Annotated in this window: 16 protein-coding genes; 7 read left to right on the top strand and 9 right to left on the bottom strand. The window is 73.2% G+C overall.

Annotated elements, in window-relative coordinates; translation table 11 throughout:
• Positions 1-60: 60 nt before the first annotated feature.
• The 3 genes from IE212_RS03900 (at position 61) to IE212_RS03890 (ending at position 4,625) form a co-directional block, all read left to right on the top strand.
• Positions 61-3,246 carry a bifunctional cytochrome P450/NADPH--P450 reductase gene (locus tag IE212_RS03900; protein ID WP_190196252.1) on the top strand — a complete coding sequence of 1,062 codons (3,186 nt, stop codon included), beginning with the start codon at positions 61-63 and terminating at the stop codon, positions 3,244-3,246.
• A gap of 24 nt (positions 3,247-3,270) precedes the next feature.
• Complete coding sequence (locus tag IE212_RS03895) at positions 3,271-4,239, top strand: phosphotransferase family protein (RefSeq protein ID WP_190196251.1); 969 nt, start codon at positions 3,271-3,273, stop codon at positions 4,237-4,239.
• Positions 4,240-4,331: 92 nt separating this feature from the next.
• Positions 4,332-4,625 carry a hypothetical protein gene (locus IE212_RS03890; RefSeq protein WP_190196250.1) on the top strand — a complete coding sequence of 98 codons (294 nt, stop codon included), beginning with the start codon at positions 4,332-4,334 and terminating at the stop codon, positions 4,623-4,625.
• Positions 4,626-4,746: 121 nt separating this feature from the next.
• Here the strand turns inward: IE212_RS03890 and IE212_RS03885 are convergent, their stop codons facing one another.
• The 4 genes from IE212_RS03885 to IE212_RS03870 all read right to left on the bottom strand — a co-directional run bounded on the left by IE212_RS03885 (position 4,747) and on the right by IE212_RS03870 (position 9,240).
• The gene (locus IE212_RS03885; protein ID WP_190196249.1) at positions 4,747-5,775 is read right to left on the bottom strand and encodes an SDR family oxidoreductase; all 1,029 of its coding nucleotides are present in this window, start codon (positions 5,773-5,775) and stop codon (positions 4,747-4,749) included.
• Positions 5,776-6,085: 310 nt separating this feature from the next.
• Positions 6,086-7,279 carry an FUSC family protein gene (locus IE212_RS03880; RefSeq protein WP_190196604.1) on the bottom strand — a complete coding sequence of 398 codons (1,194 nt, stop codon included), beginning with the start codon at positions 7,277-7,279 and terminating at the stop codon, positions 6,086-6,088.
• A gap of 208 nt (positions 7,280-7,487) precedes the next feature.
• Positions 7,488-8,153 (bottom strand): HAD family hydrolase, encoded by a 666-nt coding sequence (locus IE212_RS03875; RefSeq protein ID WP_190196248.1) that lies wholly within the window; start codon positions 8,151-8,153, stop codon positions 7,488-7,490.
• 46 nt (positions 8,154-8,199) lie between these two features.
• Positions 8,200-9,240, bottom strand: a complete 1,041-nt coding sequence (locus IE212_RS03870; RefSeq protein WP_190196247.1) for a PHP domain-containing protein — start codon at positions 9,238-9,240, stop codon at positions 8,200-8,202.
• A gap of 124 nt (positions 9,241-9,364) precedes the next feature.
• Here IE212_RS03870 and IE212_RS03865 point away from each other — a divergent pair, with 124 nt between their 5' ends.
• Both IE212_RS03865 and IE212_RS03860 read left to right on the top strand, forming a co-directional pair.
• Positions 9,365-10,174: an SDR family oxidoreductase gene (locus IE212_RS03865; protein ID WP_190196246.1), complete on the top strand. Its 810-nt coding sequence runs from the start codon at positions 9,365-9,367 to the stop codon at positions 10,172-10,174.
• Positions 10,175-10,259: 85 nt separating this feature from the next.
• Complete coding sequence (locus IE212_RS03860; protein ID WP_190196245.1) at positions 10,260-10,496, top strand: hypothetical protein; 237 nt, start codon at positions 10,260-10,262, stop codon at positions 10,494-10,496.
• Here the strand turns inward: IE212_RS03860 and IE212_RS03855 are convergent.
• The 4 genes from IE212_RS03855 to IE212_RS03840 all read right to left on the bottom strand — a co-directional run bounded on the left by IE212_RS03855 (position 10,477) and on the right by IE212_RS03840 (position 13,028).
• On the bottom strand, positions 10,477-11,037 hold the full coding sequence (locus tag IE212_RS03855) for a VanZ family protein (protein WP_190196244.1): 561 nt from the start codon (positions 11,035-11,037) through the stop codon (positions 10,477-10,479). The genes IE212_RS03860 and IE212_RS03855 overlap by 20 nt on opposite strands.
• A gap of 158 nt (positions 11,038-11,195) precedes the next feature.
• On the bottom strand, positions 11,196-11,858 hold the full coding sequence (locus IE212_RS03850; RefSeq protein ID WP_190196243.1) for a DUF4230 domain-containing protein: 663 nt from the start codon (positions 11,856-11,858) through the stop codon (positions 11,196-11,198).
• Positions 11,859-12,003: 145 nt separating this feature from the next.
• Positions 12,004-12,384, bottom strand: coding sequence for an anti-sigma factor antagonist (locus IE212_RS03845; RefSeq protein ID WP_190196242.1), 381 nt, complete (start codon positions 12,382-12,384; stop codon positions 12,004-12,006).
• 206 nt (positions 12,385-12,590) lie between these two features.
• Positions 12,591-13,028, bottom strand: coding sequence for a MarR family winged helix-turn-helix transcriptional regulator (locus IE212_RS03840; protein WP_190196241.1), 438 nt, complete (start codon positions 13,026-13,028; stop codon positions 12,591-12,593).
• A gap of 103 nt (positions 13,029-13,131) precedes the next feature.
• On the opposite strand from IE212_RS03840, the gene IE212_RS03835 reads away from it, so the two are divergent.
• Both IE212_RS03835 and IE212_RS03830 read left to right on the top strand, forming a co-directional pair.
• Positions 13,132-14,586 carry an aldehyde dehydrogenase family protein gene (locus IE212_RS03835; RefSeq protein WP_190196240.1) on the top strand — a complete coding sequence of 485 codons (1,455 nt, stop codon included), beginning with the start codon at positions 13,132-13,134 and terminating at the stop codon, positions 14,584-14,586.
• 22 nt (positions 14,587-14,608) lie between these two features.
• The gene (locus IE212_RS03830; RefSeq protein ID WP_190196239.1) at positions 14,609-15,715 is read left to right on the top strand and encodes an NAD(P)-dependent alcohol dehydrogenase; all 1,107 of its coding nucleotides are present in this window, start codon (positions 14,609-14,611) and stop codon (positions 15,713-15,715) included.
• A 584-nt stretch (positions 15,716-16,299) separates the two neighbouring features.
• On the opposite strand, the gene IE212_RS03825 is transcribed toward IE212_RS03830, so the two are convergent.
• Positions 16,300-17,250 carry an NADP-dependent oxidoreductase gene (locus tag IE212_RS03825; protein WP_190196238.1) on the bottom strand — a complete coding sequence of 317 codons (951 nt, stop codon included), beginning with the start codon at positions 17,248-17,250 and terminating at the stop codon, positions 16,300-16,302.
• Positions 17,251-17,263: the final 13 nt, after the last annotated feature.

Genomic DNA, 17,263 nt, shown 5'->3' with positions numbered 1-17,263 from the left:
GGCCCCGTGGATCACGCTGGACCGGAGTACTCCCGTACCGCGAAAGGCAGTTGCCGCGTCATGCGCCCCACCGCACAGGCTCCCCGGCCCGCACCGTCCCTCCCCGGCGTCCCCGTCGCCGACATCTCCGCCACCGGCCCCGGCGCCACGCCCATCCAGCAGGCCATGGATCTCATGCGCGAGCACGGGCCCGTGTTCCTCCGGAGGCTGTACGGGCGCGACACGCTGTTCGTGGGCGACCTCGACCTCGTGGCCGAACTCGCGGACGAGCAGCGGTTCGCCAAGCACATCGGCCCGGGCCTTCAGAACGTGCGGGAGTTCGCCGCCGACGGCCTGTTCACCGCGTACAACGACGAGCCCAACTGGGCCAGGGCGCACGACATCCTCATGCCCGCCTTCGCGCTCGGCTCCATGCGGACCTACCACCCCGTGATGCTGAAGGTGGCCCGCCGGCTCATCGCGTCCTGGGACCGCGACGCCCGCGCCGGAGCGCCCGTCGACGTGCCCGGCGACATGACCCGCATGACGCTCGACACCATCGGACTGGCCGGGTTCGGCTACGACTTCGGCTCCTTCGAGCGGTCCGAGCCGCACCCCTTCGTCGAGTCGATGGTCCGCTGCCTGGAGTGGAGCATGACCCGCCTGGCGCGCGTCCCGGGCAAGGACTACTCGGCGGCGGACGCGGCCTTCCGGACCGACTCCGCCTACCTCGCCCAGGTGGTCGACGACGTCATCGCCGCCCGCACCGGCAGCGGCCAGAGGCAGGCCGACGACCTGCTCGGCCTGATGCTCACCGCCGAACACCCGGCCGACGGCAGCAGGCTCGACACCGCCAACATCCGCAACCAGGTCATCACCTTCCTGATCGCCGGCCACGAGACCACCTCCGGCGCCATGTCCTTCGCGCTGTACTACCTCGCCAAGCACCCCACCGCGCTCCGGCTGGTGCAGCGCGAGGTCGACGAGCTGTGGGGCGACGTGGCGGACGTCGATCCGACGTACGACGAGGTCGGCCGGCTGACCTACACCCGCCAGGTACTCAACGAGGCGCTCCGGCTGTGGCCGACGGCCGCCGTGTTCTCCCGGGAGGCCCGCGAGGACACACTGCTCGGCGGCCGCATCCCGCTGCGCGCCGGGCAGGCCGCCCTGGTGCTCACCCCGATGCTGCACCGGCAGCCCGTCTGGGGCGACAATCCCGAGCTGTTCGACCCCTCCCGCTTCACGCCCGAGGCGGAGGCGCGGCGCCCGGTGCACGCCTTCAAGCCGTTCGGCACCGGAGAACGCGCCTGCATCGGACGGCAGTTCGCGCTGCACGAGGCCACCATGCTGCTGGCCATGCTCGTCCACCGCTACCGGCTGCGCGACCACGCCGGCTACCGGCTCGACGTCAAGGAGACCCTCACCCTCAAGCCCGAGGGCTTCACCCTCGCCCTGACCCCGCGCACATCCGCCGACCGTGTCCACCCGCCGCTGCCCGGCGCCGCCCCGGTCAAGGACTCCCCGTCGGCCGCGCCTCAGGGACTGCCCGCCCGCGTCCGCACCGGCACCGCCGCCCTCTTCCTGCACGGCAGCAACTACGGCACCTGCCGCGACTTCGCCGGCCGGCTCGCCGACGAGGCCGCCGCCGTGGGCTGCGAGACCGAGGTGGCGCCCCTGGACGCCTACGCCGGCGGGCTGCCCACCGACCGGCCCGTCGTCATCACGGCCGCCTCCTACAACGGGCGCCCCACCGACGACGCCACCGCCTTCGCCGCCCGGCTGGAGGAGACCCGCGACCTGTCCGGCGTGACGTACGTCGTGCTCGGCGTCGGCGACCGCAACTGGGCCGCCACCTACCAGCACGTCCCCACCCGGATCGACGAACGGCTCGCCGAGTCCGGCGCCGCCCGGCTGCTCGACCGGGCCGCCGCCGACGCCTCCGGCGACCTCACCGGCACCGTCCGCGAGTTCACGACGGCCCTGCGCACCGCCCTCCTGGAACGGTACGGCGACCCCGACGCCACCACTCCGGACACCGGCGGACCCACGACCGCCTACGAGGTCCGCACCCTGACCGGCGGTCCGCTGGACGCCCTCGCCGAACGGCACCAACTCGTCCCCATGCGGGTCACCGAGGCCCGCGACCTCACCGCGCCCGGCTACGCCCGCCGCAAGCGCTTCGTCCGCGTCGCGCTGCCGGCCGGCGTCACCTACCGCACGGCCGACCACCTCACCGTGCTGCCCGCCAACGACCCGGCCCTCGTCGCCCGCGCCGCCGCCGCGCTCGGCGCCGACCTCGACACCGTGCTGGACATCCGCGCCACCCGCCCCCGCCGCGACGGCATCGCCGTCGACCGCCCCGTGACGGTACGGCAGCTCCTCACCCACCACGTGGAGCTCCAGGAGCGTCCGAGCGCCGGGCAGCTCGCCGCGCTCGCCGCCGCCAACCCGTGCCCGCCGGAGCGCACGGCCCTGGCCGCCCTCACCGACGACCCGCGCACCCTCGTGGAAATCCTCGAGGATTACCCGGCCCTGCGGGGCGCCCTGGACTGGCCGCGTCTGCTCGACCTGCTCACGCCGCTGCGTCCCCGCCACTACTCCATCTCGTCCTCGCCCGCCGTCGACCCCGGCCACGTGGACCTGATGGTCTCCCTTCTGGAGGCCCCCGCCCGCTCCGGCAAGGGCGTCTACCGGGGCACCGGGTCCGGACACCTGGCGGCGCTGGGGACCGGCGACACGGTGTACGCGCGGGTGCAGCCGTGCCGGGAGGCCTTCCGCATCGACGCCACCGGCGGCTCCACGCCAGTCGTCATGATCGCCGCGGGCACCGGTCTCGCCCCGTTCCGCGGCGCCATCGCCGACCGCACGGCGGCCCTGGCGGCGGGCGCCGAACTGCCCCCGGCCCTCTGCTACTTCGGCTGCGACGCGCCCGACGCCGACTTCCTGCACGCCGACGAACTGCGCGCCGCCGAGGCCGCCGGGGCCGTGTCCCTGCGCCCCGCCTTCAGCGAGACGCCCGAGGGCGAGGTGCGGTTCGTGCAGCACCGCATCGCCGCCGAGGCCGAGGAGGTCTGGGCGCTGCTGGAAACCGGCGCGCGCGTGTACGTCTGCGGCGACGGCTCCCGGATGGCGCCCGGGGTGCGGGAGGCCTTCCGTACCCTGTACCTCAAGCACACGCCGGGCACCGACGGGGCGGCCGCCGAGCAGTGGCTCGACGCACTCGTCGCGGACGGGCGTTACGTCGAGGACGTGTACGCGGCCGGCTGACCGCAGGGGAGGGGTGGGCGCACGGTGGTGGACTCCTGGGAACGGGCCCGGCACGTCCTTCGGGAGGCGGGCCTGGACCCCGGCCGCCTCGCCCGCCTCCGGCCGCTGACCGGCGGCACCTACAACACCGTCGAGGAACTCCGCCTCACCGACGGCGACCGCTACGTACTGAAGATCCCGCCCGCGGCCGCCACCCCCGGCATGCGGCACGAACGCAGACTGCTCGTCTCGGAGGCCGAGTTCTACCGTTCGGCCGCCGCCGCCGGGGTCCCCGCCCCCCGGCTGGTGTCCGTGGGCGACGGCTTCCTGCTGATGACGGCCTGCCCGGGCGAGGTCTGGGACGACACGCTCACCGACGGCGAACAGCGCGCGCTGCGTGCGGAGCTGGGGCGCCGGACGGCCCGTCTGCACGACGTGACGGGCACCGGCTTCGGCTACCCCTCCGGCGCCCTCGGCCCGCTCGCCCCCGACTGGCGGACGGCGTTCACCACGATGTTCGACGCCGTCCTCGACGACGCCCGGCGCTACAACCCCCGGCTGCCCCGGCCCGTCGACGCGGTGGCCCGTACCGCCGCCTCGGCGTACGGCGCCCTCGACGAGGTCACCGTCCCCCGCCTCGTCCACTTCGACCTCTGGCCGGGCAACATCCTGATCGACCGCACGGCCGGCGGGCCTCGCATCGGCGGGCTCATCGACGGGGAACGCATGTTCTGGGGCGACCCCCTCGCCGAGTTCGTCTCCCTGGCGCTGCTGGGCGACATCCGCACGGACGAGGCGTTCCTGGCGGGTTACCGGGAGGCCGGCGGCCGGGCCGTCTTCGACACGCCGGCCCGCCTGCGCTACGCCCTGTATCGCGCCTATCTGTACCTGATCATGCTCACCGAGACGGTTCCGCGCGAGGCCGGTGAGGAGCACCTGCGGTGGGTGCGGGAAAGGGTGGACCCGGAACTGGTGACCGCCCTGGACGAGATCGAGGCGGTTACCGGGGGTTAGCGCCCGCTCGGCGCATCCGGGGCCGCGCTGAGGTTTCGCAGGTCACGGCGGAGGTACTCGCGCGGCGCACGGACGACCGGAAGGAGTACGCCGTGACCGACCACCGCCTCGAAGGACCCGGCGAGAACGGTGACCCCGTCCCGCGGGACATGCCGGACCAGCAGGCCGACGTCGGCGAGGACCCGTGGGAGGTCGCCCCGCGCTTCACGGGCACCGGCAAGAACGACAAGACGGATGAGCGCGACGAGGACGAGGACGGGGCCGGGGACGCGAAGCCCGCCGACGACGTCCCCGACACGGACGAGGCGGGGACGGGCCGGCAGGGGGCGCCGCGGCAGGGAGGGGTGCACCCGGAGCATCCGGTGCCGGACGAGCCGGCCGACTGAGCGCCCCCGGCGCGTCGGTTCCTTGAACGCCGATGGCCGCAGCCGGCTGTGGGGGTCGGCTGCGGCCATCGGCCATGTTCGGGGGCTTTCGCTGTGCCACTCGGCCCGGTCGGCGGTGCGGTCAGCCCACCTTGCGTCCTCGCATCGGTGCCGTCCGCGCGCCCCCGCCCTGCTGGAGCCCCTCCAGGAACTCCTCCAGCACCGCCGTCGCCGTGTGCTCCGGCCGCCAGCCGAGCTCCCTGACCGCGCGGTCGCAGTCCATCAGGGGCAGGCGCAGCACCGCGTCGAACAGATGCGGGGACGCGGGCAGCAGGTGCAGGCCCCAGGCGGCGGCGATCGCCGAACGCGCCGCGGTGCGCGGGACCCGCACCGGGCGGGCGCCGAGCATCTCACCCAGCAGCCGCGCGTCGACCGTCTCCCCGGCCGCCAGGTTGAAGGCACCTCGGGCCTCGGAGTGCACGGCCAGCCGGTACGCGTTCGCCGCGTCGTCCGTGTGCAGGGCCTGCACCCGAAGTCCCGGGATGTCGGGCAGGAAGGGCAACAGCTCCGGGCGGGCCAGCGGGCCGGGCAGGAACCGGCCGCCGAAGATCCGGCGCTGTTCGCTCGCCGACTCCCACTTGAAGAGGAAGGCGGGCCGCATCCGCACCACCCGCGTGGCGGGGTGGTCGCGCTCGAACGTGTCCAGCGCCCGCTCCAGGTAGGCCTTCTCCCGGCAGTAGGCGGCGTCCGGCCAGCCGTGCGTCGGCCATGACTCGTCCACCGCCCGGTCCTTCGGGCCCGGGGAGTACGCCCCCACCGACGAGGCGTGCACCAGCGCCGGTACGCCGGCGGCGGCCACCGCCTCGAAAACCCGGATGCTGCCCAGCACATTGGTGCGCCAGGTCGCCGCCGGGTCGTGCGTCGGCTGGAAAGCCCACGCCAGATGGACCACCGCGTCCGCGTCCGCGAACCGCTCGGCCAGACCGGACTGTTCGGAGGCCAGGTCGACCGCCGCCCAGTCCGTCTTCGGCGGCGACCAGTCGGGGATCCGCCGGGACAGGCCCAGGACGGAGGCGACCTCCGGGTCCTCCGAGAGAAGGCGCACCACACTGGTGCCCACGTTGCCGGTGGCGCCCGTGACGACGATCCTCTTGCCCACTGTGCTGCTCACCTTCGGCTCCTCTCCGTCGTACCCGTCCTCGGGAGTCGACCGAGTACCCGGTTCGCGCGCGTGCAGCGGATGGCCGGCGCACGAGAAGGCCCCGGCCGGATGGGGGGGATCACGGCCGGGGCGGCTTGGAGGGCGGGCGCGGAGGGCGGTCGCCTCTCGGCGAAAGGCTCCACAGGGCTTCAGCCGAACGATCGTCCCTGTGGGCGAATGGTGAGGCCCGGGGACACTGTCCCATCCGCACCCACGGGTAGTTCAACGGAGAACCACTCTTGGGTGTTCCAGGCCAGGGGCCTCTTCGCGGTGACGTGCGTCACTGCTCCTGGTGTCCGTGGTCCCCGTGGTCGAGGACGGTTTCGGCCCACAGGTTCTCGGCCTGGAGCAGCAGCGTGCCGAGCACCGCGGTCCGGGCGGCTCCCTGCCCGGCGTGCTCGCGAAGCTTCTCCTGCAACTGCTCGTGCAGCTCCTGCACGTTCTTGTCCAGCTCGCCGTCACGGCAGGGGGCCGTGCTGCCCTTCAGCAGGCAATCGGCCTCCCTGAGGCAGACGTCCCCGATCAGATCCAGCAGCTCCGCGTACGTGCGCAGCGCCGGGCCCTCGGGCGGGGCCGACGTCCGCTTGTCGTCCACGGCCACCGCCAGGGCCCTGGTCAGGGCGGTGACGTGCCCGGTGACGCGGCTCCAGCGTTCGTCCTCGTCGGTGGGCGGCAGCGGCATGGACGAAACGCGGTGCAGGGTGCGCAGTGGGCCGTAGGTCAGGCGCAGGCTCTCCTGGCTCCAGCCGCGCGCCGACCGCAACGCCTTCAGGCGGTGGTCCAGCCGCGCCGCGGCGCTCACCCAGCCGGCGGCGGTCTGCGCGTCCCACTCGCCCTCGCGCAGGTCCCCCGCGACAGAGCGCAGTACCTCCCCCGACCCCCGGGCGAGGCCCGCCAGGTTCTCCCGGACGTCCCGCAGATGGACCGGCGGCAGGACGAACGCGTTGACGGCGACGCCGATGACGGCACCGAGCGCGGCCTGCCCCACACGGTGCCCGACGCTCGACATGGTCACGGAGCCCGCGGTGAGGGTGAACAGCGCCGTGGTCGCCGCGTAGATGCCCTGGTCGCCGAAGCGGGGCCAGTTCGCGAGCAGCATCAGCACCGGAACGGAGAGGGCCAGCGCCCCTGTCGTGTCGCCGGTGACGGCCCCCGCCGCCGAGGCGAGCACGGTGCCGACGCAGATCGCCCCGAACTGCCGTGCCCCCGTCAGCACCGAGCTGTAGACGGTGGCCTGCACCATCACCAGCGCCACCCACGGCGCCATCAGCGCCAGCGGGTCTCCCATCCACACGCCACCCACCAGCCAGGCGAGCACCGCCGCGGCGGCGGCCTTCAGCGACTGCACGAGCAGGTCCCGCTGCCGCCCCGGCCCACGCCAGGCGGCCCGGGCGGCATCCGCGACGCTCCGCGCCTCGCGCCGCACGGCGTCCACCGGCCGCGCCACGCGAACTCCCCGCCCCGGGCCGGTCATACCCTCCTGCGGCCCCTCGGCACCGGCCCGGCCGTCCGCCGCATGGTCAGGCTCCGTACTTCTCGTCGTCCGGCGGTCCGCCGCCTTCTCGGGACTCGTCTCCCGGGCCGTTCGCCCGGCCGGGTAGGAGTCGTCCGTCACCGCTTCCTCACTCGTCACACGCGTCATGCGCTGCGGGTATCCGTCTGACAGGACGTTTCACTCCGGCTCATGCCAGCGGGCTGTCACGCAGCGACGACATGAGGTGCGCTGGATCGGCGTAGACGGCGTCCGCGCCGGACTTCTCCAGGTCGGTGCGCGGAATGCCGCCGCACAGCACGCCCACACAGCGCACCCCGGCACGGCTGCCCGCCCGCATGTCCCACACGGTGTCACCGACGAACACCGCCCGCTCCGCCGGCACCCCGGCCAGCTCCAGGGCGTGCTCGACGGGTTCGGGCGCGGGCTTGCCCGCGTCGACGTCGTCGGCGCTTGCCGTGGCGGTGATGGCGTCGTCCGCGTCGATCGCCCGGCGCAACGCGCTCAGCTCCGCGCCGCCCGCCGAGGTGGCCAGCACCACCGCCCAGCCCTCGCGGTGCAGACGGCGCAGCAGCGGCCCGGCATCCGGCAACGCGGGCAGCCGGTCGAAGTACTGCCCGTACAGCGCCTTGTGCCCGGCGCTGATGTCGGCGTCCTGGCCGGTGTCGCGGTCGTCGCCCAGCAGATGGGCGACGAGGTCGGTGGACGGCAGGCCCACCGCCCGGTGGATGGCGTGCATCGGCACGTCGTGACCCGCCTGCCGGAAGGCCTCCCACCACGCCACCACATGCAGATGGTTGGTGTCGACCAGCGTGCCGTCGACGTCGAACACCGCCGCCCGTTCCGCTTGTGCCATGCGTGTGATCCCTTTCTCGCTTCGGCCTGCCCGCCCGGGTACCACCTCAGCCGCCGGTCACGCCCGACGGCACCCGCCGCTCGCGGGTCCAGGCCAGCAGCTCCGGAAGGGACCACGTGGTCACCACCCGCTCGGGCGGCACCCCGCACTCCTGTGCCCGCGCGCACCCGTTGATCTGCCAGTCCAGCTGCCCCGGCGCGTGCGCGTCGGTGTCGATGGAGAACAGCACACCCGCCTCCACGGCCCGGCGCAGCAGCCGCCGCGGCGGGTCGAGCCGCTCCGGCCGGCTGTTGATCTCCAGGGCCGTGCCCGTCTCCGCGCACGCCGCGAAGACCTCGTCCGCGTCGAACTCCGACTCGGGCCGTCCCCGGCCGGTCAGCAGCCGGCCCGTGCAGTGCCCGAGCACGTCGGAGTGCGGATCGCGGACCGCCGCCACCATCCGCCGGGTCATGGAGCGGGCGTCCATGCGCAGTTTGGAATGCACGGACACCACCACGACGTCGAGCCGCTCCAGCAGCTCCGGCTCCTGGTCGAGTGAGCCGTCCTCGAGGATGTCGCACTCGATGCCGGTCAGCAGCCGGAACGGCGCCCAGGTCTCGTTCAGCTCCGCCACTACGTCCAGCTGCTCCCGCAACCGCTCGGGCGACAGCCCGCGCGCCACCGTCAGCCGCGGCGAGTGGTCGGTCAGCGCCGCCCACTCGTGGCCCAGCGCGGCCGCGGCCCGGCCCATCTCCTCGATCGGGCTGCCGCCGTCCGACCAGTCGGAGTGCAGATGGCAGTCCCCGCGCATGCGTGCCCGCAACTCCTGTCCGCCCCGCACGGCCGGCCGCTCCCGCGCCTCCCCCTCCAGCTTCCGCAGATAGCCGGGCACCTCGCCGGCCAGTGCCTCCCGCACCACCTGGGCGGTCTTCGGGCCGACCCCCTTGAGCGACTCCAGCGACCCGGTGTCCGCCCGCTGCCGCACCTCGTCCTCGCCCAGCTCCCGCAGCACCCGGGACGCCGTACGGAAGGCGCGCACGCGGTACGTGGGCGCCAGGGACCGCTCCAGCAGGAAGGCGATCCGGTCCAGTGCCTCGACGGGATCCATCGCCACCTCCACCTCAAGGGTTCCCCAGCACCCGGTGGGCCGCACGACGTACGGCGGCGGTTTGCCCGGTACGCACCCGGGTACTGCGATGCCTCGTCCCGACCGCTTTGCCGAGGAGGCCTTCATGTCCGCCCCCAGCGCGCCCCGCAGCAAGGTCGCCTTGATCACCGGAGCCGACTCCGGCATCGGCAGGGCCACCGCCGTGCGCCTCGCCGAGGCGGGCATGGACGTCGGCATCACCTGGCACAGCGACCAGAAGGGAGCCCAGGAGACCGCCGAGGAGGTCCGGGCGCACGGGCGGCGCGCCGAGGTCGCCCGCATGGACCTCACCCGGCTGCCCGAGGCCGCCGACACCGTGGACGACCTGTGCGAGCGACTCGGCCGCGTCGACGTGCTGGTCAACAACGCCGGCACCGGCACCATGACGCCGTTCCTCGACCTGGAGCTGTCCGACGTGCGCGAGGTCCTGGACGTCGATCTCGTCGGGCCGTTCCTGTGCGGGCAGAAGGCCGCCCGGCGGATGATCGGGCAGGGCGACGGCGGGCGGATCGTCAACGTCACGTCCGTCCACGAGCACCAGCCGCGGGTGGGCGCCGCGCCGTACTGCGCGGCCAAGGGCGGTCTAGGGCTGCTCACCCAGGTCATGGCGCTCGAACTCGCCGAGTACCACATCACGGTCAACGCCGTCGCACCCGGCGAGATCGCCACGCCCATGACCGGGCAGGAGGACACCGACCCGCACACCGAGAGCCGCCCCGGAGTGCCGCTGGGACGGCCCGGCGACGCCCGCGAGGTCGCCGCCGTCATCGCCTTCCTCGCCGGTCCGGACGCCTCCTACGTCACCGGCGCCTCCTGGAGCGTGGACGGCGGCATGCTCCGCATGGGCCCGCAGGCCGGCTCGCACCTGACGGGCGACGACTGGCGCCGCCCCTGAGCGCGCCCGCGAGCTTCCTCCCCGCCGTCGCTCTCGCCGTCGGCCGGGAGCCGCGCTGTCGCCGGTTGCGCTCTACCCTCGATGCATGACCGAAATCGCGAGCCCGTACATATCCCAGCCGCGGATCATGGTGCTCGGGGTGCAGCCGGGCACACCGCCGTTCCGGATCGTGGAGATCGACGGCCAGGTCGTCGGTGAGGCCAGGGCCGTCACCGACGTGCTGGCGGCCGCCGCCGCGTTCGGCATCACGGTCCACGACCTGGACGATCCGGACGTGGTCCGCTGGGTCGGCGGGGACAAGTTCACCTGGACGCTGCGCTAGGCCTGTCGGCCGACGGCTTCTTCTCCCTCCGGGCGCCGCGGGGCCTGCGCGCGTGCACCGCTCGGCTCAGCCGCCGGCCCAGGAGCAGGTAGCCGATGAGCGCGCCGCTGGTGTTGAGGATGACGTCGTCGATGTCGAAGGCGCGGCCGGTGACCAGCGCGCCCTGGGCGAATTCCACCAGCAGCATCACGACGGCGGTCAGCAGCAGCACGCGCAGGATGCCGCGGGCGCGCGGAGCGACGACGGGGACCAGGACACCGAAGGGGACGCCCAGCAGGATGTTCCCCCCGATCTGCCGGACGGCGTCGCGCAGCGCCGGCTGGTCGAGATAGGCCTTCAGGGAACGGCCCGGATGCATGTTGGTGTGGGTCAGCGCCTCCGACGCGGGCGAGGGCTGCAGGGTCAGCCGTGCCAGCACCACCGCGAAGGCGACCATGAACGTGAAGGCGCACACCATCGCCAGCAGTCGGAGCGGCAGCGGCAGCGGGCGCCGCTCACTCCCGGAATCCGCGGTACGGAGACGTGAGGCTGCACCGGCCATTCGGTCCTCCACTCTTCAACATCGCTGCGTGACACGGCGGTTACCCGCAGCCGCGGCGACGATGCCGCGCGGTCCGCGGCGACACCGCCGCCGCGGACCGTTCCAGCCACTGTCGCCCCCGGTGCCCCGGGCACTCGAGGCGCCGGGTCGCCGCACGGTCAGCTGCCGTACGAGACCCGCACCTCCGTGAAGCCCAGGGAACGCAGGAGACCTTCGAGCATGCCCGTGGTGTTCGACTCGGCGCGTGCGGTCAGTTCGCTCTCCTTCGCCGCGTCGCCGATGTGCCGTACCGCGAGTTTCTGCACGGCCTGCTCGCCGTTCGGGTTGTCCGAGAACAGGTCCCCGAGGCGGTCGAAGAGTCCGCGCTGCTTGGAGACGGCGTAGGAGCGGTCGGGGTCGAGGGCCGGCTTGCCCAGTTGGGCGTGGGGAAGCCGGAGTGTGGCGGACGTGCGGTCCCCGTTGACGCGCACGTCGTTCTCGCCGACCTTGCCCAGGTCGACGTAGGCGTCGACGGTGCCCGCGCCGACGTACAGGGTGCGGGTGCCGCGGATCGCGTCGGGCAGGAACTTGGCGTCCTTCTCCAGGTCCACGACGACCTGGAAGTTGCCGGAAGCGGCGTCGTAACGGCTGATGTCCTGGATGGACTTCAGCAGCGCGGGACCGGACCGGTCGTGGGTGTCGGTGCCGAACAGGTCCTTCAGGCCCGGGACCACGCTCAGCCGGATCCCGGCGAAGAACACGACCAGCACCAGCACGAGCGCGGCCACCACCTTCGCCCAGCCGGGCATGCGCCTGGGGAGGCGCTTGACGGGAGTCGTCATGCGACGGCCCTCCTTCCTACTGACCGGATGCCCGCCAATGCCCCTGCCAGACCGCCCGGTTGAGGGCCGCACGAGGTGGCCGGGGGCGCGCAGGGCGCACCCGGCCGGGGCCGGACCGGCAGCCCGGTCACCGCCAGAGGCGCACTCATACCGGTCCGGAGGTGGCCTCCGGCTGCCCCAGCGCCGCGTCCAGCGTCGGCTGCGGCGGCAGCAGCCGGGACATGCCGGTGATCCGCAGGACGCGGAGCGTCAGGGGATGGGCGCAGACGAGGAGCAGTTGCCCGTCCCGGTCGAGCACCCGGCTCCTGGCCCGGTACAGCAGCCGCAGACCCGAGCAGTCGAAGAACTCGATCCCGCTGAGGTCGATCACGACCCGGGCGGCGGGGCGGTTCGTCTCCCGGTCCAGGTGCGGGGCGATCTCCGTGGCCGCGGCGAGGTCGATGTCGCCGCGGAACTCCAGCACCGTGTGCCCCCGCTCGTGGCGGACGCGCAGATGCCGGGTGAACGGTGCAGGTTCCTGCCGCACGACGAGATCGCCTCCAGCCTGCTCCGTGCGTGGGGAGGGGCCGCGGTCCTCAAAACCGTTCCCCACCCCGCAAGTTACCCCCCAACGAGTGAATTTCAGCATGTTCGATTGACATATGTCTTTGAATTGTGGGCGAGTTGGCCGAGGTTCGCGCCGGAATGTGAGCGGGGGTGAGCGCGGGCGCGCTTCCAGGCGCGCGCCCTGTTCTACGACAGGGCGTGCCAGGCCTTGGCGAGGGCCTGGCGGAACTGCTCGGTCTGGTGTGCCGTGAGGTCGCGCACCATCCGCTCCTCCAGTTCGCGGACCGGCCCGGCGTGCCGTGCGAGCAGCTCCCGGCCGTCGTCGGTGAGCAGGATCAGCAGTTCGCGGCGGTTGCGGGGATTGCGCTCCCGGCGGACCAGTCCACGTCCCTCCAGGGAGCGGACGAGATCCGCGATGGACTGCGCCGTGACGAAGGAGTCGCGTGCCAGCTGGGCCGCGGACAGTCCGTCGTGTCGCTCCAGGACGGTCAGCGCGGTGTACTGGAGGGCGGTGATGCCGGAGGGTTTGACCAGTTCGTCCAGGTGGGAGCGCACGACGAGCTCCACCTGCTTGACCATGTAGAGCAGGGAAGGGGGCGCCTTGGTCACCTGTGTGTCGAGCATGGACGCAGGCTAGAGCATTGACAGGAAACCTGTCTGTAAAGAGACTGCGGACCAACAGGAAACCTGATTGTTGAAATCTTGGCGACGATGCTGAGGAGCGGCGATGACCACCTTCGAGAGGGAACCCGGGCAGCTGTTCATCGGGGGCCAGTGGCGCGAGGCCGCCGACGGGGCGCGCACCGAGGTGGTCGACCCGTCCCGGGGAGCGGTCGTCACCACCGTCGCCGAGGCGGGCCCGGCCGACGTCGACGCGGCCGTACGGGCCGCCCGCGAGGCCTACGACGCCGGCGACTGGTCCGGGCTGAGCGGCCGCGAGCGTGGCCGGGTGCTGCACCGCGTCGCCCGGCTGATCCGTGAGAACGCCGACGAGCTCGCCGCGCTGGAGAGCCTCGACGTCGGCAAGCCGATCACCCTGTGCGGCGCGGTCGACGTCACCAACGCGGCCAACGACTACGAGTACTACGCGAACCTCGCCCAGAGCCTGGACGGCGCCCTGCGCGACACCCCCATGAACGCGCTCGCCTACACCAAGCGCGAGCCGCTCGGCGTGGTCGCCGCGATCACTCCGTTCAACTTCCCGCTGATCCTGGCCGGTTCCAAACTCGGCCCGGCCCTCGCGGCCGGCAACACCGTCGTCCACAAGCCGGCCGACGAGACCCCCCTCAGCGCCCTGTACATGGCGCGGCTCCTGAAGGAAGCGGGCGTGCCCGACGGTGTGGTCAACGTCGTGACGGGTGCGGGCCCGGTGGCGGGCGAGGCACTGCTGCGCCACCGCGGTGTCGACAAGGTCGCCTTCACCGGCTCCACCGCGATCGGCCGCCATGTGGCGAGCGTCGCCGGCGAGGCCCTCAAGCCCGTCACCATGGAACTCGGCGGGAACGCGGCCCACGTCGTCTTCGAGGACGCCGACCTGGAGAAGGCGGTCGGCGCGGTCATCAAGGGCTTCGTCTTCAACACCGGCCAGTTCTGCATGGGCGGACCGCGCCTGCTGGTGGCCCGCTCGGTGTACCCCACCCTGCTCGGCATCCTGGCCGAGGCCGTCCCCGGCGTACCGGTCGGCGACCCTCGCGACCCGGCCACCGTCATCGGCCCGATGGCTGCCGAGAAGCACCTGAAGAAGGTCGAGGAGTACGTCGCCCTGGCGCGCAAGGAGGGCGCCCGCGTCGTCTGCGGCGGCGAGCGGCTCGATCTCGACGGCGGCTACTACTACAAGCCCACCGTCCTCGCCGACCTGTCGAACGACTCCCGCGTCGTCCAGGAGGAGATCTTCGGCCCCGTCCTCACCGTCCAGCCCTTCGACGACGAGGACGAGGCCGTCGCCCTCGCCAACTCCACGCCCTACGGCCTGGCCTCGGGCGTCCAGACCAGCCATCTCGCCCGCGCCCACCGGGTCGCCGACCGGCTCCAGGCCGGCATCGTGTGGATCAACGACTGGGCCATGCTCGACCCCGCCGTGCCCTTCGGCGGCGTGAAGGACTCCGGCTACGGCCGCGAGTACGGGCCCGAGGCCCTCGCCGGTTACACCAAGGTCAAGTCCGTCGTCGTCTCGCTCGACTGAGCCACCGCAAGGAGCCCACCCGATGCCCATCACCACCCGTGCCGCGGTCGTCGAGTCCGGCGGCGCGCCCTTCACCCTCTCCGACGTCGTCCTCGACGAACCCGGCGCCGGCGAGGTGCTGGTCCGCATGGTCGCCGCCGGCCTGTGCCACACCGACCTCGGTGTGGCGGGCGGCGGACTGCCCTTCCCGCTGCCCGGGGTCCTGGGCCACGAGGGCGCGGGCATCGTCGAGGACGTCGGCCCCGGCGTCACCTCCGTCGCGCCCGGCGACCACGTCCTGCTCTCCTTCACCTCCTGCGGCGACTGCCGCAACTGCCGTGGCGGTCACCCGGCGTACTGCGCGACCTGGCTTCCGCTGAACCTGATCGGCGGCAGCCGGGCCGACGGGACGGGCACCATCAGCCGGGACGGCGAGACCCTGGGCGGGCACTTCTTCGGTCAGTCCTCCTTCGCCGACCGGGCACTCGCCGACGAGCGCAGCGTCGTCAAGGTCGACCCGGACGTACCACTGGCGTCCATCGCCCCGCTGGGCTGCGGTGTGCAGACCGGCGTGGGGGCGGTGTGGAACGTGCTGAAGCCGGAGACGGGCGCCACGGTCGTCGTCCTGGGCTCCGGGGCGGTCGGCCTGTCCGCGGTGATGGCGGCGGCCCTCACCCCGGCCACCAGGATCGTCGCGGTGGACCGGGTCGCCGAACGCCTCGCGCTGGCGACGGAGCTGGGGGCCACGCACACCGTGGACACCAGCCGGGAGGACCTGGCCGAGGCCCTCACCGGCATCACCGGCGGCCAGGGCGCGGACGGTGTCGTCGAGACCACGGGCAACGTCGGCGTCCTGCGCCAGGGCGTCGACGCGCTCGCCGCCCGCGGCACCCTGGTGGTCGTCGGCGCCCCGCCCTTCGGCTCCGAAGTCGCCCTGGACGTCAACGGGCTTCTCGGCGGCAAGCGGATCGTGGGACTGACCCTCGGCGACAGCGAGACGCAGACCATGATCCCGGCCCTGGTCCGGCTGGTGAAGGAGGGCCGGCTCCCGCTGCACCGCCTGATCAGCACGTATCCCTTCGGGGACATCGACCGTGCGGCCCAGGACATGAAGTCCGGCAAGACGATCAAGCCGGTGCTGGCGTTCTGACAGCTCCGCGCAGCAGGGCACCCGAGGGTGGCCGGGCAGGTATGCCTTCCCGGCGCTCTCGGCGTGGGTGCGGGGGCCGGGGCGTCGCGCAGCCCGGCGTCGCGGGGCGCCGCTGCGCTCACCCTCCCCCAAGCTCTCGGCTTCGCCCGATCAGGGGGGGACCCCATCGCCCCAGCGGTACGACTGCCCGCAGCGGCGGCGGCCGGTTCCAGGTACCCGGTGGGGTGCTGGGTGCGGAGCCCGGCGTTGCGAGGTGCTGGGGGCGGGGCGTTGCGCAACTCGGCGCGACGAGGTGCCGCTGCGCCCACCCGTGCCGCCCCAGCGGCACGACTGCCCGCAGCTAAGACGGCGTGCAGCCGCGTACGCACGGGAGGGGACGTGTCGGGGGGTGTCCGCCCGCAGCGGTTGGCGCGTCAACGGACAGTCACTCGGCATCCGACTCCATCGCGCCGTTCCGAGGACGGACACCCCCCGACACGTCCCCGACCCCCCACCCAGCGGCAGGCGCAACGCGCAACGCCCGACCCAACCCCACCGCGGGACGCGCAACGCGCACCGCCGCCGAAGGGGCCGACCGCTCCCGCTCAGTCGTTCAGCAGCACCAGCTTCCCCGTCGTGCGGCCCGTGTCACCGGAGGCGTGGGCCTCGGCCGCGGCCGACAGCGGGAACGTCCCGGCGATCGTGGCGCGGAGTTTGCCCCGCGCGGCGAGTTCCGCGATCGCCTCCATGCCCGCACGGTCGGCGTCGACCAGCATCCGGACCGCTCGCACCCCGAGCCCCTCGGCCTCCCGGTAGAAGTCGTCCGAGCCGCCCGGCAGGATCGACACCACGACCCCGCCCGGGCGCAGCACGCGCAGCGAGCGCAGCGAGGTCTCACCGCCGATCGTGTCCAGGACGACATCGACGTCCTTCACGGCCTCGGCGAAGTCCGTCTCCCGGTAGTCCACCGCCTCGTCCACACCGATGCCCCGCAGGAACTCGTGCTTGCCCGCGCTCGCCGTGCCGATCACATACGCCCCGAGCTCCTTGGCGATCTGCACCGCCACGTGCCCGACACCGCCCGCCGCGGCGTGGATCAGCACCCGCTGCCCGGGCCGCACGCCCGCGTGCTCCACCAGCGCCTGCCACGCGGTGAGCGACACCAGCGGCAGCGCGCCCGCCTGGGTGTGGTCGATCCCGGCCGGCTTGCGGGTGAGGGCCCGCACCGGAGCGATCACGTACTCGGCGTGCGATCCGTGCCCGAACGGGTACGGCAGCATGCCGAAGACCTCGTCCCCGGGCGCGAACGCCGCGACGCCGACACCGACCGCCTCCACCACTCCGGAGACGTCCCAGCCGAGGACGAAGGGCGGCTCGCCCAGAAAGCCGCCGGTGGCGCGGTGCTTCCAGTCGGTCGGGTTGACCCCGGCGGCCCGCACCCGGACCAGCACCTCGTTCGGCCGCGGTTCCGGGCGCTCGATCTCGACTTCCTTCAGGACCTCGGGACCGCCGAGGACGTCCTGGCTGATGGCTCGCATCGTGCTCTGTGTGGTCATGGTGATCAAGCGT

The sequence above is a fragment of the Streptomyces djakartensis genome, from assembly GCF_014651075.1.
GTDB lineage: Bacteria > Actinomycetota > Actinomycetes > Streptomycetales > Streptomycetaceae > Streptomyces > Streptomyces djakartensis.
Note: the sequence above shows the minus strand (reverse complement) of the source record. Positions and strands in the feature narration are given on the sequence as shown.

Coding starts and splice junctions, on each gene's coding strand:
- IE212_RS03860 (WP_190196245.1), top strand. CDS start 10,260: ATGACCGAAATCGCGAGCCCGTACATATCCCAGCCGCGGATCATGGTG.
- IE212_RS03870 (WP_190196247.1), bottom strand. CDS start 9,240: ATGGATCCCGTCGAGGCACTGGACCGGATCGCCTTCCTGCTGGAGCGG.
- IE212_RS03855 (WP_190196244.1), bottom strand. CDS start 11,037: ATGGCCGGTGCAGCCTCACGTCTCCGTACCGCGGATTCCGGGAGTGAG.
- IE212_RS03840 (WP_190196241.1), bottom strand. CDS start 13,028: ATGCTCGACACACAGGTGACCAAGGCGCCCCCTTCCCTGCTCTACATG.
- IE212_RS03830 (WP_190196239.1), top strand. CDS start 14,609: ATGCCCATCACCACCCGTGCCGCGGTCGTCGAGTCCGGCGGCGCGCCC.
- IE212_RS03835 (WP_190196240.1), top strand. CDS start 13,132: ATGACCACCTTCGAGAGGGAACCCGGGCAGCTGTTCATCGGGGGCCAG.
- IE212_RS03865 (WP_190196246.1), top strand. CDS start 9,365: ATGTCCGCCCCCAGCGCGCCCCGCAGCAAGGTCGCCTTGATCACCGGA.
- IE212_RS03880 (WP_190196604.1), bottom strand. CDS start 7,279: ATGACCGGCCCGGGGCGGGGAGTTCGCGTGGCGCGGCCGGTGGACGCC.
- IE212_RS03875 (WP_190196248.1), bottom strand. CDS start 8,153: ATGGCACAAGCGGAACGGGCGGCGGTGTTCGACGTCGACGGCACGCTG.
- IE212_RS03900 (WP_190196252.1), top strand. CDS start 61: ATGCGCCCCACCGCACAGGCTCCCCGGCCCGCACCGTCCCTCCCCGGC.
- IE212_RS03825 (WP_190196238.1), bottom strand. CDS start 17,250: ATGACCACACAGAGCACGATGCGAGCCATCAGCCAGGACGTCCTCGGC.
- IE212_RS03850 (WP_190196243.1), bottom strand. CDS start 11,858: ATGACGACTCCCGTCAAGCGCCTCCCCAGGCGCATGCCCGGCTGGGCG.